A 16,095-nucleotide genomic window follows, 5' to 3' on the forward strand; every position below is an offset into this window, starting at 1 on the left:
GGATGAGCGAACAGACGACGAGCGCCGAGAACGCGGAGCGGGCCCGGGCGGACTGGCAGGGGCGGATAGGACGGCGCCGGACCGGCGCCGGGCCGCAGACCCTCGACGCTCCGTCCGCCCTGGTGGCGCGTCCGGGTCGGGGACAGGTCACCCTCGACTGGACGCCGGTGCCGGAGGCGGTCGGCTACCAGGTGTACAGGTCGGCCGGGGACGACCCGCTGACACCGCTGGACCATCACGGTGGCGACGTGCTGGCGGTGCCGCATCCGCCGTACGCGGACACCACCGGCGACCCCGGCCACGTCTACGAATACGCGGTGGCGGCACTGCGCGACGTCGACCAGCCCGGGACACCGTCGGAGCCGGTACGGGCAGCGTCCCTGCACGGAACCGCGCTCGACGGAACCGCTCTCGACGGGGCGGCCCGGGGTGCGGGTGCCGACGACCGGGGCGACGCCGGGGTCGATCCGCTGGTGCGGGTGATGGTGGAGGCGGCCGGACCGACCCGGCCACTGCACCGGCCGTGGCGCCCGATGGTCGGCTCCGAGCATCTGAGTCACCTACTCAGCACGGAGACGACGGGCGGGCGCCCGATCGGTGCGGAATTCGCCGAGGCGCTGCGCGTCATGCGTACCGAGCTGCACGTCGACAGCGTCCGGGCGCACGCCATCCTCTGCGACGACCTCGGCGTATACCGCGAGGTCGACGGCGAGCCGGTGTACGACTTCAGCCGGGTGGACGAGGTCTACGACCGGCTGCTCGGCCTCGGCCTGCGTCCCGTGGTCGAGCTGTCGTTCATGCCCCGGGACCTGGCCAGCGACCCGACCAAGACCGTCTTCGTGTACGGGGCGATCGTCTCGCCGCCCCGGGACTGGCAGCGCTGGGCCGATTTGGTCCGGGCCCTGGTCGGCCACCTGATCGAGCGCTACGGCCGGGACGAGGTGCGGCACTGGCCGTTCGAGGTGTGGAACGAGGCGAACCTGGAGGTGTTCTGGTCCGGTACCCGGGCCGAGTTCATGCGCCTCTACGACGTGACCGCCGGCGCGGTCCGGGACGTCGACCCCGGGCTCACGGTCGGCGGCCCCTCCTCGGCCGCCGCCGGCTGGGTGGGCGAACTGCTGGACCACGTCGACGGCTCCGGTGCGCCGGTCGACTTCGTCTCCACGCACGCCTACGGCGCCCCGCCGCTCGACTTCCGCCCGGTCTGTGCCCGGCACGGCCGGCCGGACCTCGGCATCCTCTGGACGGAGTGGGGGGTCACGCCGACCCACTTCAACCCGGTCAGCGACGACGTGTTCGCCGCCGCCTTCCTGTTGCGCGGCATGCGTTCGGCGGCCAACCGGCTGGACGCGCTCGCCTACTGGGTCGCCTCCGACCACTTCGAGGAGCTGGGCCGACCGCCCCGGCTCTTCCACGGCGGCTTCGGGCTGCTCACCGTCGGCAACCTGCGCAAGCCCCGGTTCTGGGCGCTCGCCCTGGCCGACCGGCTCGGCGAGCGGGAGTTGCCGGCCACGCTTACCGGGGACGGCGCGGAGAGCCTGGTCGAGGCGTGGGCCGCGTGCGGCGACGACGGCGCGGTGACGGTGCTGGCCTGGAACGGCACCCTCGACCAGTCCAAGGCCGGTGGGGAAGCCCGGCTGGACCGAACCGTCCGGGTCGAGGTCCGTGGCCTGACCGCCGGCTCCTATCGGGTACGCCACTGGCGGCTCGACGCCGAGCACTCCAACATCGTCCGGGTCTGGCAGGAACTCGGCGGCGGCGACTGGCCGACGGAGGAGCAGTGGGAGACGCTGCACAGCCGCGACAGGCTGGACGAGTACCAGCCGGAGCAGGTGCTGGCCGCCGACGACGGGACCTGCACGGTCGAGTTCCCGCTTCCGATGCCCGCTGTGTCCTTCCTGCGCCTCGAAGCGGTGTCGTAGCAAGGTTCTGGCCGTTTTCGCAGTCACCAGCATGCCGACCACCCAGACGTGGCGGATCTCGCGTGCAGTGCGAGCATGTCGGCCATGGAAATCTACGAGGACGAGCGGATGGTGGCGCGAGAGGATCTGGCCGGCTGGCTGCGCCTGCTGGCCAGTCAGCTGGAGTCCGGCGGGAAGGTCTACTACGGCGCTGCCGGCTCGGTCACGGTCGGTGAACGGGTCCACTGTGAACTGGAGATCGAGCGCGAGGGCAGCGAGATCTCCATCGAGATCGAGTTCTCCTGGCACGATCCGCAGGCTGCTGCCGCCGCCGTCGCGGATGACGACGAAGACGAAGACGACGAAGAAGACGTAGAAGAAGACGTAGAAGAAGACGAGGAAGACGCGGGCGAGGAAGAGGGCGACGGGGAAGCTGGGGAGGAGGCGGAAGGCGGGAAGGGCGACGAGGCCGAGGACGGCGAGGAGGAGGACGGCGAGGAGAAGGACGAGGAAACCGCCGCAGGAGAGGCGGCGGACGAGGAGGACGGACCGGCCGGAGACTCCGAGGACGAGGAGGAGAACTCCGAGCAGGGCGACGCCACCCCACCGTCGGAGCAGATCACTCCGAAGCCGGCGGAGAGCCCGAAGCATGCGGCGGCGGCCGAACCGGTCACCACCACCGGGGCCTGGTCGTCGCCGGTTGCCGTCCCGGCCGTGACCGCTGCGGCCGTCACGCCTGCGGTCGCGCCTGCCGTCGCGCCTGCCGTCGCGCCTGCGGTCGTGTCCAGCCCGGCTGAGGAACGGACGGAGAACTCCCACCCGGTGCAGCCAGCGTGGGCGCCGATTCCGACGGATCCGGTCCAGGTGTCCAGCCCCGCCACGCCGACCGCCTCCGAGCCTGCGGAACCGACGCATCCTTCCGCTCCTGCGGAACCGAGCCATCTCTCCGCTCCTGCGGAACCGACGTATGTCTCCGAGGCTGTGGAGCCGACGTATGTCTCCGACACTGCGGAGCCATCGTCTGTCACCGAGCCTGCGGAGCAGACCGCCTCCGGAACTGCGGGGCAGACTGCGTCCGAAAATGTGCAGCAGACCGCCTCCGGGACTGCGGAGTCGACTGGAACGCCTGCTCAGGTTGAGCGGGACGAGGAATCCACCGCCGGGCAGCCGCTCTGGCGGCCGAGCCCGGTGGAGCCGCCGCGCGACGACCGGCCGACGGCGGGCGCCTGGTAGGCGCCGCTCGGCAGTACGGGCACCGGGCGGGCCGGGCCGGCTTTCCGGCTCCGACCCGCCCGGCGCCGATTCCACGACGACACCCCGGCCAACCGGCCCGGCGGGACGTCCAACATCTCCGAGGCACCCGGTCCGGATACTCGGGTGCGCATCGCGGCCCGGTATTCCGCGTTCGTCAGCGGCGGCACCTTCGGGGAGTACGGCATCGGGACGAGGTCGACCGAGTCGGGGCAGCGCCACCGATAGCCGCACCGGCAGTATCGCCAGAGTCAGCGTCAGTTCCGGCGGTGATACGGCTTGATCCTGCGACCGAATCTCATGACCTCTCCCGTCGTGGACAGAGCTGACAGGCCCGATCACGTGCACCGGGAAAGGTGAGGAATGTCGAATCACAACGGAGGAATAGGAAGAATTCTCAAGTACGCTGGTTCCAGGTCCACCCTGACCCAGGAACAGCTCGCCGACCGGTTGCACGTCTCGACATCGCTCGTCGCCAAGTTCGAGACCAACCGGTTGATCCCGCGGTCCGACACGGCGCGGCAACTCGACGCCGTCTTCGATTCCGGCGACCTGTTCCAGGGGTCCGTCGCCGACGTGCGGGCCTACGCCGGCGGTGCGGCCTTCATCCGACCCTGGCTCGACGACGAGCAGCGGGCCACAATGATCCGGAGCTTCGAACTGGCGGTGGTGCCCGGCCTGTTCCAGACCGAGGAGTACGCGCGGGCCATCCTCGGCGATGCCGGCACCCGGGTGCCGGACCTGGACGCCGCGGTGGCGGCCCGGATCGCCCGCGCCGAGGTGCTGCACCGGGCGGAGCGGCCGTGCCGGCTCTTCGCCGTGCTGGACGAGGCGGTGCTGCGCCGGCCGGTCGGCGGACCACAGGTGATGGCCGGGCAACTGCACGCGATCGTGCGGGCCTGCGCCCTGCCGAACGTCAGCGTGACCGTGGTGCCGGCCTCGGTGGGCGGCTATCCCGGCCTCAACGGGCCGCTGGCGCTGGCCACCGTCGACGGCCGCACTGTCGCCTTCCTGGACGATCCGCTGGACGGCCGGGTGGTCGAGGACCCGGACCGGGTCGCCGCGCTCGACGAGGTCTGGGAGGCGATCCGCGAGTACGCTCTTCCTGCACGCCCGTCCCTCGAACTCCTCACGGAAGCGGCGGAGTCATGGAGCTGATCGACGGTCCGCGCTGGCGGAAGTCCTCCCGCAGCAACGGGCAGGGCGGCAACTGTGTCGAGGTGGCCGACAACCTTCCGGGTCGGGTCCTGGTCCGGGACAGCAAGGACCGGCCGGGGCCGACACTGAGGTTCGCTCCGCCCGCGTGGCGGGCGTTCGTCACCGAGGTCGCCCGGCGCCCGTAACCAGCCGATCGACCGCGCTGCCGGCCAGGCCGCACCGCCGGCCAGCCCTGCTGCCCGTCCGGTGCCTCCGGGCTGTGCGCGTCAGATCGTGATGGCGGCTCCGGGCTCGGTCAGGGCGTGGAAGGTGATGCCGAGTCGTTCGACGTACCGGCGGTAGGTCTCGTAGCGCTGCCGGAGGAAGAAGTCCCGGGCATGGCCGTCGTGCACCGGCAACACCGCGCCGGGCTGGAGTTGCGCGACGAAGCCGGCCACCGCGCGCTCGGTCAGGAACGGCGCCATCACGGGTACCGCCGCGACCGCGACACCCCGGTGGGCGAGCAGCTTCGGATGCAGCGAGTCGCCGCAGTGCAGCAGCCGACCGCCGACCAGATATGCGGTGTTGGCCGGGGTGTGGTCGTCGAGGATCGGCTCGTGGTCGGCGGGGATGGCCTCCAGCCGCAGCGGGCCGATCTCGTACCCGCCGTCGGCCGGCACTGTCACGTCCAGCCCTTCCGCACCCAGCGCCCCGGCGGTCTCCAGGTTGCCGATCAGCTGTGCCCCGGTCCGGTGCACGATCGCGGCCAGTGCCTCCGGGTCGGCTTGGTCCGGATGGTGGTGGGTGAGGGCGACGGCGTCCAGCGGCGCGAAGTCCATCGGATCCACCCGACCCTCCACGAAACTGAACCGGCCGGGGTCGATGAGCAGCCGTACCCCGTCCTGCTCGACCAGCAGGCACGAGTGCAGGTATTTCGCGATCCTCAACCGCCGCCCCGTCCGCCAGATGTCCCGGCGGGCTACCCGCAGGTCAGGATGTCAAACCGGGGACGGGGTGGGTCGCTGCCAACCCACCCCGCCCGGTACGTGCGGAAGGCTCAGGGGTGCGTCCAGCCCGCCGCGTGCATCGCGTTGTGGAACCAGCCGTCCGAGTGTGCGTAAGCGGGAACGTCAGGCTGCCACCAGGCGGTCCGTCGCACCTCCGGCCGGTCCTGGTGCGGCAGCACGGCGAGGGTCTCGGCGAGGCTGAGCCGCTCCGGGTCGGGCAGCGCCGCGATCGCCGCCTCCGGTGCGATCCCGAACCGCTCGACCAGCTCGGGCCGTGCCCGCAGGTGGGTCTCGACGTGTCGGACGACCCGGGCCAGCCGGTGCCGCAGCGCGTCCGGGTCGGGCTCCCCGGCGCCCGCCCGCAGCCCGGTCAGCTCGCCGGTCGGGCCGGTCACCGGGTTCAGCCGGCGTCCCTCGGCGTCGAAGAATTCCAGCTCGTCGCGGTGCGCACCGGTGACGACCGGATCGCACAGCAGGGTGGGTACGTCCGGATAGGCGTGCGCGAACGTGTCGTCGTCGGCGACGGCGACAAGTGCGATCTCAGGTGCCGGTTGCGGTTTCCGCATGGTCGTGTCCCTCCCGTGTCCACTGCGTCCTCTGCGGATCGGAAACCCCGATGCTATTCGCGGCGGGCTATGCCAGGGCGGGCAGCGGGCGGCCGATCTCGGTGTACCGGGCCCGTCAGCCGAGGCCGACGACCTGGTTCTCCCAGGCCCAGGCGGCGACCTCGACCCGGTTGCGCAGCCCCAGTTTGCGCTGGATGCCGGATAGGTGACTCTTGACTGTGCTCAGCGAGATGAACAGCTCGGCCGCGATCTCCTGGTTGGTGCGGCCCCGGGCGATGGCCCGGACGACCTCGGTCTCCCGTTCGGAGAGCGGCCGGGCCGGACGTGCGCTGCCGGGCGCACCGACGCCGCGCAGCCGGCGCAGCAGCCGCACGGTCACCGCGGGCGAGACCAGGGCGTCCCCGGCGTGCGCGGCCCGGACCGCCTCGACCAGCAACGCCGGCCCGGCATCCTTGAGTACGAAGCCGACCGCTCCGTTGCGCAGCGCACCGTAGACGTACTCGTCCAGGTCGAACGTGGTGACCACGACCACCCGGAGCGGATCGGGGACGTCGGGACCGGCCAGCGCACGGGTCACCTCGATCCCGTCCAGCCGGGGCATCCGGATGTCGACCAGGCAGACGTCCGGGCGCAGCCGCCGGGCGAGTGTGACCGCCTGACCGCCGTCGGAGGCTTCGGCGACCACGTCGATGTCGGGCTGGTCGGTCAGGATCAGCCGCAGACCGCTGCGTACCATCGCCTGGTCATCGGCGACCAGCACCCGGATGGTCACCGGCGGTCCCCGACCGGAACGGGCAGGCTGGCGTGTACCGCCCAGCCCGCCTCCGGACCCGGACCGGCCCGGAGGGTGCCGCCGAGCGCCTCCAGGCGTTCCCGCATCCCGACCAGCCCGTAGCCGGCCCGGTGCGGATAGCGCGACCCGGCCGGCGGGGCGTCGTCGACGACCTCGACGGTGAGCGCCGTCCCGTCCCGGGCGACGGTCACGGTGACCGACCGGGCCTGCGGGGCGTGCCGGGCGACGTTCGTCAGCGACTCCCGCACCACCCGGTGCACCGTGCTCGCCACCTCCGGGGGCCAGTCCGAGGTGTCCTCGCCGTCCGGCAGCCGCAGCCGCACCGGCGGCCCGTGGTCGGCGAAGCGCCTGACCAGCTCGCCGAGCTGCTCGGGGTCGGCGCCGGTCGGGGCCGCGTCGTCGGTGTCGCGCAGCAGTCCCACCACCCGGCGCATCGCGGCCAGCGCGTCCGAGCCGGCCGACTCGATGCCGGCCAGGGCCGCACCGGCCCGCTCGGGGTGCCGGCGCGCCACGATCTGGGCCGCCTGGGCCTGCACCACGATGCCGGTGATGTGGTGGGCGACGACGTCGTGCAGTTCCCGCGCCAGTGCCAGGCGCTCGTCCTGGCGTACCCGTTCGGTCGCCGCCGCCCGGCGGGCGGCCAGCAGCCGCAGTCCCAGCCCGCCGGCCAGCGCGGCGAGCCAGCCCGCCGCGTTCAGTGCGGGAACGGCGCCGAGGCCGCCGCCGGAGGAGGACGGGAAGGCGAGCTGGGCGCCGACCACGATCGCCAGCCCGGCACCCGCGACCGCGCCGGCCGACCGGGGTGGGAGGTGCCGGAGCGCGGATCCGACGAGCACGGCGAGGGCGAGGGCCAGCGCGGGACCGGGCTCGGCGGGCAGTCCGGCGGACCGGGCGACAGCGATGGCGACGGCCGCGACGCCCAGCCCGGCGACCGCCGCCCGGAGCCGGTGCCGCCGGCGGGTCAGGGCGACGGCGGAACCCACGGCTCCGGCGGCGAGGTCGGACAGCCAGTACCGGCCGCCCCAGCTGGCGGCCAGCGCGATCACGGTGCCCAGCAGGGTCGCGCCGAGGAGGACGCCGAGCCCGACGTCGGCGGCGACCCGGACCCGTCCGGCCAGGCGGTTCGGAACGTACACGCTGGTCAGGCTACGAGAGTCCGACCCACCCGCCGAACCGGCCGAAAGTACGGTCGCCGCCGCCGGTCCCCTTCCGGCGGCGGGCCGCCGGCGGCGGGGTCAGCGCACGATCCGGTAGCTGACGTGGCTGACCAGCGAGGTGGCCCTGGCGGAGAGCAGCCGCAGCTCCAACCCGGGTACGTCGGTGAAAAGCCGTTCACCCGCCCCGAGGACCACCGGGGCGACGTGGGTACGCAGTTCGTCGACCAGCCCGGCCCGCAGGTACTGGTTGACCGTCGCCGCCCCGCCCGCGATGGCCACGTCCCGGTCACCGGCGGCGGCCCGTGCCCGATCGAGTGCCGCCTCGATGCCGTCGGTGACGAAGGTGAAGGTGGTGCCGCCCTTCATCGTCAACGGCTCCCGGGGATGGTGGGTCAGCACGAAGACCGGCCCGTGGTAGGGCGGCTCCTCGCCCCACCAGCCCTGCCAGTCCAGGTGCCACTCGCCCCGGATCGGCCCGAACATGTTGCGTCCCATCACGAAGGCACCGGCCGAGACGATCGCGTCGATCTCCGCCCGGTTCTCGTCCTGCGCCTCGAACAACCAGCTGTGCAGCCGCTCGGCTCCGCCACCGCCGAGCGGCTGCTCCCGACTCTGCCCTGGACCGGCGACGAATCCGTCGACGGAGATCGAGATGTCGCAGACGACCCGGTTGCCCATGAAACCCTCCGCGCGGCGGACAGCCTGTTCACCGGCGGTGACCAGTGCCCGGACGCTACCGCAGCGCGTCCTGCCCCGGCGTCCCGCCGTCGCGGCGTCCCGTCGATCCAGCGTCCCGCCGACGCAGCCTCCCGCCGTGGCAGCCTCCCGTCGATCCAGCGTCCCGCCGGTGCGGCCGGCTTGCCGCTTGCCGTCCCGCTGCCGTCGGTGCCGACTACGGGCGATGGGCGGTGACCAGCCAGGAGGCGCCGGGGATCCGTACCCCGTCCGGCCCCTCGTACGGGCGCACCACATCGACCAGGATCTCCCGGGCCTCCTCGAGGCTCGGTCCGTCCGGCTGTTGCAGGACGGCCAGTACCGGGCCCGAGCCGAGGAACCCTTGGGCCGCCTCGTGCACGTCGGCGCCGAACGCCATCGGGGCGTCGACCGGCCGGGGCTGTACGTCGGTGAAGCCGGCCCGGCTCAGCACGTTCGTCAACCGGTCCGGGTCGGCCAGCGAGAACATCGCCGAGTCGGGTAGCCGGTCGGGATCGCGCCGGCCGGTGTTCCGGCGGCCGGGGTCGTGCCGGCCGTACAGCGCGGACATCGGTGCGACGTACCAGGCGTTCTCGGTCATGGCGCGCGGGCAGACGAAGGCCAGCCGCCCGCCGGGCCGCAGCGCATAGTGGACGTTGCGGAACGCCGCCACCGGCTCGGCGAAGAACATGACGCCGAACTGGCTGATCGCGACGTCGAAACCGTTGCCGGGAAACGGGTACACCTGCACGTCGCCCTGGGCGAACTCGACGTTGTGCAGGCCGGCGGTGCTCGCGGCGACCCGGGCGCGGTCGAGCATCAGTGCCGAGAGGTCGACGCCGAGCACCCGACCCGGAGCGGCCCGGCTGGCGGCCCGTCGGGTCGTGTCGCCGGTGCCGCAGCCGATGTCGAGTACCCGATCTCCGGGCTCGATCGCGGCGGCGTCGAGCAGGGTCTCGGTGAGCGCGCCGTTCACCGGGTCGTCCCGGTCGGTCCGCGCGGCCCAGTTGGCGGCTTCCGGCCCGTTCCACGCCTCGGCCTGGTCGGTGTTGACGATGTGCATCTCAGTTCCCTCCTGTACGGGCCTGGGCGAGCAGCCGCAGGCCCACCGCGGTGAGGCTCCCGTCGGCCACCCGCAGGTGTTCGATCTGTCGCAGTACGGTGAACGTGGCCAGCCCGTCGGCGTCGTCGCCGAGCCCCTGGCCCAGATAGCGATGCAGGTAGGGCACCCGGACGGTCTCCCGGATCTCGAAGTGCCTGCCGATCTCGTCGACGATCGTCTCGCCGGGATGCAGGCGCTGCTCGTCCCGGTGCCGTCGCATCCAGTGGTCGTGGGGCGTCGCGACCGGGGTGACGTCGGGTTCCGGTCCGAGCCGCCCGGCGGCGGCGAGCAGCGCGGCGGTGTCGTGGTACCAGGCGGCCGTGCCGGCGTCCGCCCGCTCCCAGGCGAACTCGTCGACCACCAGGATCCCGCCGGGTCGCAGCAGCGACCGCGCCCGCCGGACCGCGGCGGCGAGATCGCGCATGTGGTGCAGGGAGAGCGAACAGACAACCGCGTCGAAAAGGTACTCGTCCCGGTAGCCGGCCAGGTCGGCCACCAGGGCCGCCACCCCCCGTGTGGCGGCGGCCCCGACGGCCAGCGGGTCGACGTCCACGCCGAGGACGGCGTAGCCGGCGCGGGCGAGGGCGCGGGCGAGGGCGCCGCGCCCGCATCCCGCGTCGAGGATCCGGGCCGGCGCCGGGGGCAGCCAGTCGGCGAGGAAGGCAACCTGGTCGGCGAGTTGGGCGGCGGTGACCGCGTCGGTACCGGCGTCCCGCTGGCTCGCGCCTGCCGTGCTGATCGGACTCACCGGTCAAGCGTGGGCCGGAAGTGTTATGCGCACAACTGCGGATCGGTAGGGTCTGCCATAAGCTCCACACATGCTTGACCCGTGGTCGTTGCAGGTGCTCGTCGCGGTCGGTGAGCGGGGGTCGTTCTCGGCGGCGGCGGCCGCGCTCTCGCTGACCCAACCCGCCGTGTCGCGCCAGGTCGCCGGCCTGGAACGGCGGCTCGGCGTACGGCTGTTCAGCCGGGACGCCCGGGGTGTCCGGCCGACCCCGGCCGGTGCGGTGGCGATCGAACTCGCCCGGGACAGTCTCACCCGGCTGCGCGACCTGGAGGCCCGGCTCGCCACCTTCGCCGAGTTGGAGTCCGGCGAACTCCGATTGGCGGCGTTCCCGAGCGTCAACACGCACTTCGTGCCCGAGGCGGTCCGCCGGTTCGGACGGCTGCATCCGGGTGTGGCGCTGAGCCTGCGGCAACCGGACCAGACGGCGCTGCTGCCGTCGGTACGGGACGGCCGGATCGACCTCGCCCTGCTCACCGACTGGCACCTGTACGACGAGCCGCAGACCGCCCGGGACGCCCCGGTCGGTGCCGACCTGCCCCGGGCGGACGTCGAGGACGTCGAACTGGTGCCCCTGCTCGACGAGGTGCTCCAGGTCGTCCTGCCGGCGCAGCACCCGCTGGCCCGGCGCCGCCGGATCAAGCTGGCCGACCTGAGCGGCGAGACCTGGATCGACGGCGCCCATCCCGACTGTCTCGGTCCGGTGGCACCCCTGGCCCAGGCGCTCGGTGCCGCACCCCGGATCGGGTTCTGGTGCGACGACTGGAGTGGCAAGCAGGCGTTGGTGGCGGCCGGGGTCGGCGTGATGCTGATGCCGACCCTGGCCGCCGTGGCGGTACGCCGTGACCTGGTCCTGCGGCCGACCACCCCGGTGCTGCCGACCCGCCGGCTCTACGCGGTGACGGCCCGGCCGCAGTTCCGGGCACCGGCGGTCACGGCGATGCTGGAGGTGCTGACCGACCTCGCCGCGCACTCACGCTGACCGTCTCCGGCCCGGGCGACCCCACGTTCGCCGGGTCTACGGCGGTCGAGGGTTGCTGGGTGCACGGCGGCCCGGACCGCCGCGTCTACAGCTTCCGGGCGACCCCGGCGGCGACCTTGAGCATGGTCGGCGGGGCGGTCTCGTCCGGCCACCACTGCTGCACGTCGACGACGCCGGGGGAGAGCAGCTCGAAACCCTCGAAGAACCGCTCGATGTCGTCCCGGCGCCGGAAGGTCATCGGCGCCGGGGAGTTCACCGAGATCTCCTCCAGCTTCGCCTTGGCCGCCGGGTCGCTGCCGTCGACGCAGAACTGGGAGATGCAGATGTAGCTGCCCGGTGCCATCCGCTCGCGGAACCGGGCGATCAGCGCCGCCGGATCCTCGGCGTCGGTGACCAGGTGGAACAGGCCGATGAAGAGCAGCAGCACCGGTTCGTCGAAGTTGATCAGCCGCTGCACCTCCGGGTCGTCGAGGATCTCGTCCGGCCGCCGGACGTCCGCCTGGATCGAGCTGACGTTGTCGTCGGGGGAGAGCAGCGCCCGGTTGTGCACGAAGACGATCGGATCGTTGTCCACATAGATCACCCGGGCGTCCGGGATGACGGCCCGGGCGCTCTCGTGCACGTTCGGCGCGGTGGGGATGCCGGCGCCGATGTCCAGGAACTGCGCGATGCCCTCCCGGGCGCACATCTGGGTGACCCGGAGCAGGAACCGGCGCTGCGCCCTGCCCAGGGCGGGCAGGTCCGGGGCGAGCCCGATGACCTGCTTGGCGGCCTCCCGGTCCACCTCGAAGTTGTCCTTGCCGCCGAGCACGTAGTCGTACGCGCGGGCGTGGCTCATCTGGGTGGTGTCGATACCGGACGACGCGGAGTCCTGCTGGGTCACGACCACTCCCGACAGTGGATTCGATGGCTGCGAACGGAGAGCCGATCTTAGCTCTCCCGCGTCAACCGGTGGCCCGCCCGGCGGGTCGCCGGTCGCCCGGCCGGCGGGTCACCAGGGGCCCGGCAGGTATCACAGTTCGGTGACCACCAGGTCGAGCTGGCGGGGGCGACCGGCGACCGCCGGCTGTTCCTCGACCGTGTACTTCAGGTCGCGCAGCGCCTCGACGAGCCTGCCCGCGGATCGGGGCGCCGCGCCGGCCAGCAGCAGGTCACGAACCAGCCGCCCCTTGCTGGCCTTGTTGAAGTGGCTCACCACGGAACGCCGGACCTCCCCGCCGACCAGCTGCTCGTGCAGTACCCGGACCGTCACGGTGCGCTCGGCGAGCTTGCCGGTGGGCCGCCACATCGCCGCGTACCCGCTGGAGCGGAGGTCGAGGACGGGCCCGCCGCCGGCCGCCTCGGTGAGTGCCGGGTCGAGCAGTCCCCGCCAGTACGCCGCCAGCCCGCCCACCCCGGGCAGCTGCACCCCGACCGGGCAGCGGTACGCCGGGATCCGGTCGTCGGTCCGGACCACGCCCCAGAGCCCGGAGAAGACGAGTATCCGGCGCCGGGCGCGGGCGCGGGCCGGAGCGGGCAGGGTGCCGAGGTCGAGGGCGTCGTAGAGCACGCCGGTGTAGACCTTCGCCGCCGGTTGGGCCGGCGCGGTACGCAGCCGGGCGTTGCGGTCCAGTTCCGCGTCCTGCCCCGGGCTGAGTCCGAGTACCTCCCGGGCCCGGTCCCGGTCCGGATCCGCGCAGAGCGCGACGAGCGCGTCGAGGACACGTTCCCGGCCCGGCTGGAGCGTCCCGTGGGACAGCGTGTCCGGGTTCACCGGCCGGCCGGAGCGGGGCGGCGTCTTCCCCTCCGACGGGGGCAGCAGGATCAGCACGACCAGCAAGCCTACGCAGCCGCCCCGCCCCGGTCAGGCACCCCGCCCCGCTCGTGCCACCCGCCTCCTCCTCAGGCGGCCACCCTGCCCAGCACGTGCTGGGCCAGCAGCTCGCCGTGCTTGCCGGCCGAGGTGTGGCCGGCTTCGAGGCTCTGCCGGGCCAGGTCCCGCAGCGGCTCCATCGCCGGAGTGACCTCGGCCAGGGTCAGCTCGACCTCGCTGACGTGCAGGTCCAGTTCGAGGAGGTCGGCGAAGACGCGGCGGTAGTACGGCGTCGCGTGGTCCCAGCCCTCCCGGGGGGTACCCGGGCCGTAGCCGCCGCCCCGGGTGACGATCAGCGCCGCCGGCCGGCCGCGCAGCGGTGACACCTGGCCCGGAGCCAGCCGGGGGTCGATGAGCAGCATGTCGATCCAGGCCTTGACGTGCTGGGAGGGCCCGTAGTTGTAGAGCGGCGCGGCGAACAGGTAGGTGTCGGCCGCGATCAGTTCGTCGACGTAGCTCGCGGCGAGGGCGGAGGCCCGCGCCTGCGTCTCGGTGCGTTGGTCGGCCGGGACGAATCCGGCAACGACCGCCGTGGGCCAGGCGTCGGCGGGTACCGGTGTGGCGGCCAGGTCGCGCCGGACGATCACCCCGGACGGATGGGTACGTCGCCACGCCGCCTCGGCGGTGTCGGCCACGGCACGGCTGACGGACTGCTCGCCACGGATGCTGGCGTCGAGTCGGAAGAGACTCACTGTTACCTCCCAGAGAAGTTCTGCAAGCACGACCAACTTAGTCACCGATCGGCGACACCACCGCAGAACTGTGGTCTAGATTATCTCTATCAAAATATTTCTGTCTCACAGAAGATCTCGCCAGCGATGATCTTTTGGACGGGTATGCTGGTCACGTGTCCGACACCGCAGCTCCCGCGCCATCCGCCGCCCCTGCCGAGGAGGGCGGCGGGCGGCTCGCGGCGGAGTTGCTCAAGGACGACTTCGGCTGGGCGCTCGGCGTGATCATGCGGCGCTACCTCCGCGCCGCCGAGGAGATCGTGAAGGACGTGCCCGGCGGTCCCCGCGGCTACCAGGTCGTCGCCTCGGCCAGCCAGAACCTGGCGACCAACCAGGGCGCGATGGCCGCCCAACTGGGCATCGACCGGACCGTCCTGACCTACCTGATCGACGATCTGGAGGCTGCCGGGCTGGTCTCCCGGCAGCCCGACCCGGCCGACCGGCGCAGCCGCCGGGTCGTCGCCACCGACGCCGGGAAGACGCTCTGGCGCGACCGGCAGGCCGCCCTGGCCGCCGCCGAGGCCGAGATCCTCCGGGTCCTCGGCCGGGACGAGGCGGCCTTCAAGGAACTGCTGCAACGGGTGGCGATCCACGCCGACCGGCTCGACCCGATGCACAACGCCTGCCAGGTCGTCGACGAGATGCACCAGCACGAGAACCGCAGCCGCCGACGGCGCTGACCGGCTGGCCACGCCACGCGCGGGAGCCCACGCCGTCGTTATATTGACCGGATGGGGTACGCCGACGGCTCGGCCACCGGTCGGGCGGAAGCGTCCACGTCCACACCGGACGGCCTGCGGGTCGCCGTCGTCGGTGCTGGCATCGGCGGGCTCAGCGCCGCCCTGTCGCTGCTCCGCGCCGGCTTCGACGTGCGGGTCTTCGAGCAGGCGCCGACGCTGGCCGAGATCGGTGCGGGCGTGCAGGTCAGCCCGAACGCTTCCCGGATCCTGCACCGCCTCGGCCTCGCCGACGAACTCGCCCGGACCGGCGTACGGCCGGTCGCGCTGCACCAGCGTCGCTGGGCGGACGGCCGTACCCTGCTGCGCGCACCGCTCGGCACACCGCTGGAGCAGACCTTCGGTTACCCGTACTACCAGATGCACCGTGCCGACCTGCTGGGCGCACTGGCTCGGGCGCTACCGGCCGACCGGCTGCACCTCGGCCGCCGGTTCACCGGGCTGACCGACCACGGTCAGGTCGTGACGGCGTCCTTCGCGGACGGCACCCGGGTGAAGTGTGACGTGCTGGTCGGTGCCGACGGCATCCACTCGACGGTCCGGCGGGAGCTGTTCGGTGCCGAGGCGGCCCGGTTCACCGGCTGTGTCGCGTACCGGGGGCTGGTGCCGGCGCACCGGCTGCGCCATCTCGACCTGGACGTCTCCGGTCAGGTCTGGATGGGGCCGGGCCGGCACTTCGTGCACTACTTCGTCAGCGGACGCCGGCTGGTCAACTTCGTCGGGGTGGTGGAGCGGGACGCCTGGACCCGGGAGTCCTGGACGGATCGCGGCGACCTGGCCGAGGCACTGGCCGCGTACCCGGACTGGCATCCGCAGGTGCGCGAGATCCTCGCGTCGGTGGACGAGACGTACGTCTGGGCACTGTTCGACCGGCCGCCGCTGCCGCGCTGGTCGGCCGGGCGGGTCACGCTGCTCGGCGACGCCTGCCATCCGATGCTGCCGTTCCTGGCCCAGGGCGCCGCGCAGGCGATCGAGGACGGCGCGGCGCTGACCAGCTGCCTGGTCGAGGCTGGCCCGGACCCGGCGGCGGCGCTGGTCCGTTACGAGCGTGTCCGCCTGCCCCGGACCTCGCGGATGCAGGCGCTGTCGGCCGAGAACAAGATCCGGTTCCATCTCCCCGACGGACCCGAGCAGCGGGAACGCGACGCCCGGATGGCCAGCGGCGGGACGGACTGGTCGTTCGGGGCGATCGCCTGGATCTACCGGCACGACGCCGCCATCGTCGACGGCCGGCCGGCCGCGCCCTCGGCTCTGGACAGGACGTGACCTCGCGGACCGGGCCAGACGTGTCCTCGCGGACCGGGCCAGACGTGTCCTCGCGGACCGGGCCGGACGTGACCTCGCGGACCGGCCGGGCGCGGCAGCGGTGACGGCTCTCGCGCGGAGAGAAGTACATCGACTT

At 72.9% G+C, this 16,095-nt stretch carries 17 protein-coding genes; 7 read left to right on the top strand and 10 right to left on the bottom strand.

Annotated elements, in window-relative coordinates:
• The first annotated feature begins 2 nt into the window (after positions 1–2).
• From O7626_RS09310 to O7626_RS09325, 4 genes are all read left to right on the top strand, one after another.
• Entirely contained in the window at positions 3–1,922 is a 1,920-nt protein-coding gene (locus O7626_RS09310; RefSeq protein ID WP_278060752.1) for a xylan 1,4-beta-xylosidase, read from the top strand.
• 84 nt (positions 1,923–2,006) lie between these two features.
• A complete protein-coding gene (locus O7626_RS09315) occupies positions 2,007–3,134 on the top strand; it encodes an amphi-Trp domain-containing protein (RefSeq protein ID WP_278060753.1) in 1,128 nt (375 codons plus the stop codon).
• Between the two features lie 381 nt (positions 3,135–3,515).
• Entirely contained in the window at positions 3,516–4,310 is a 795-nt protein-coding gene (locus tag O7626_RS09320; protein WP_278060754.1) for a helix-turn-helix transcriptional regulator, read from the top strand.
• Positions 4,301–4,495 (top strand): DUF397 domain-containing protein, encoded by a 195-nt coding sequence (locus tag O7626_RS09325; protein ID WP_278060755.1) that lies wholly within the window; start codon positions 4,301–4,303, stop codon positions 4,493–4,495. The genes O7626_RS09320 and O7626_RS09325 overlap by 10 nt, the downstream gene beginning before the upstream one ends.
• Before the next feature lie 81 nt (positions 4,496–4,576).
• On the opposite strand, the gene O7626_RS09330 is transcribed toward O7626_RS09325, so the two are convergent.
• The 7 genes from O7626_RS09330 to O7626_RS09360 form a co-directional block, all read right to left on the bottom strand.
• Entirely contained in the window at positions 4,577–5,236 is a 660-nt protein-coding gene (locus O7626_RS09330) for an MBL fold metallo-hydrolase (RefSeq protein ID WP_278060756.1), read from the bottom strand.
• Positions 5,237–5,346: 110 nt separating this feature from the next.
• The gene (locus O7626_RS09335) at positions 5,347–5,862 is read right to left on the bottom strand and encodes a hypothetical protein (protein WP_278060757.1); all 516 of its coding nucleotides are present in this window, start codon (positions 5,860–5,862) and stop codon (positions 5,347–5,349) included.
• A gap of 115 nt (positions 5,863–5,977) precedes the next feature.
• Positions 5,978–6,634, bottom strand: a complete 657-nt coding sequence (locus tag O7626_RS09340; protein ID WP_278060758.1) for a response regulator transcription factor — start codon at positions 6,632–6,634, stop codon at positions 5,978–5,980.
• Positions 6,631–7,791: a histidine kinase gene (locus tag O7626_RS09345; protein WP_278060759.1), complete on the bottom strand. Its 1,161-nt coding sequence runs from the start codon at positions 7,789–7,791 to the stop codon at positions 6,631–6,633. The genes O7626_RS09340 and O7626_RS09345 overlap by 4 nt, the downstream gene beginning before the upstream one ends.
• Positions 7,792–7,890: 99 nt before the next feature.
• The gene (locus O7626_RS09350) at positions 7,891–8,490 is read right to left on the bottom strand and encodes a dihydrofolate reductase family protein (RefSeq protein WP_278060760.1); all 600 of its coding nucleotides are present in this window, start codon (positions 8,488–8,490) and stop codon (positions 7,891–7,893) included.
• Positions 8,491–8,704: 214 nt separating this feature from the next.
• A complete protein-coding gene (locus O7626_RS09355) occupies positions 8,705–9,568 on the bottom strand; it encodes a class I SAM-dependent methyltransferase (RefSeq protein ID WP_278060761.1) in 864 nt (287 codons plus the stop codon).
• A gap of 1 nt (position 9,569) precedes the next feature.
• Complete coding sequence (locus tag O7626_RS09360) at positions 9,570–10,355, bottom strand: class I SAM-dependent methyltransferase (RefSeq protein ID WP_278060762.1); 786 nt, start codon at positions 10,353–10,355, stop codon at positions 9,570–9,572.
• A gap of 70 nt (positions 10,356–10,425) precedes the next feature.
• Between O7626_RS09360 and O7626_RS09365 the strand changes: the two genes are divergently transcribed.
• Complete coding sequence (locus O7626_RS09365) at positions 10,426–11,373, top strand: LysR family transcriptional regulator (RefSeq protein ID WP_278060763.1); 948 nt, start codon at positions 10,426–10,428, stop codon at positions 11,371–11,373.
• A gap of 85 nt (positions 11,374–11,458) precedes the next feature.
• On the opposite strand, the gene O7626_RS09370 is transcribed toward O7626_RS09365, so the two are convergent.
• From O7626_RS09370 to O7626_RS09380, 3 genes are all read right to left on the bottom strand, one after another.
• Positions 11,459–12,256, bottom strand: coding sequence for an SAM-dependent methyltransferase (locus O7626_RS09370; RefSeq protein ID WP_278060764.1), 798 nt, complete (start codon positions 12,254–12,256; stop codon positions 11,459–11,461).
• Between the two features lie 129 nt (positions 12,257–12,385).
• Complete coding sequence (yaaA, locus tag O7626_RS09375; RefSeq protein WP_278060765.1) at positions 12,386–13,183, bottom strand: peroxide stress protein YaaA; 798 nt, start codon at positions 13,181–13,183, stop codon at positions 12,386–12,388.
• A 71-nt stretch (positions 13,184–13,254) separates the two neighbouring features.
• Positions 13,255–13,917 carry an NAD(P)H-dependent oxidoreductase gene (locus tag O7626_RS09380; RefSeq protein ID WP_278060766.1) on the bottom strand — a complete coding sequence of 221 codons (663 nt, stop codon included), beginning with the start codon at positions 13,915–13,917 and terminating at the stop codon, positions 13,255–13,257.
• A 155-nt stretch (positions 13,918–14,072) separates the two neighbouring features.
• Here O7626_RS09380 and O7626_RS09385 point away from each other — a divergent pair, with 155 nt between their 5' ends.
• On the top strand, positions 14,073–14,636 hold the full coding sequence (locus O7626_RS09385) for a MarR family transcriptional regulator (RefSeq protein ID WP_278060767.1): 564 nt from the start codon (positions 14,073–14,075) through the stop codon (positions 14,634–14,636).
• 51 nt (positions 14,637–14,687) lie between these two features.
• A complete protein-coding gene (locus O7626_RS09390; RefSeq protein ID WP_278060768.1) occupies positions 14,688–15,959 on the top strand; it encodes an FAD-dependent monooxygenase in 1,272 nt (423 codons plus the stop codon).
• Positions 15,960–16,095: the final 136 nt, after the last annotated feature.

It is taken from the genome of Micromonospora sp. WMMD1102, from assembly GCF_029626265.1.
In the GTDB taxonomy this organism is placed as follows: domain Bacteria; phylum Actinomycetota; class Actinomycetes; order Mycobacteriales; family Micromonosporaceae; genus Plantactinospora.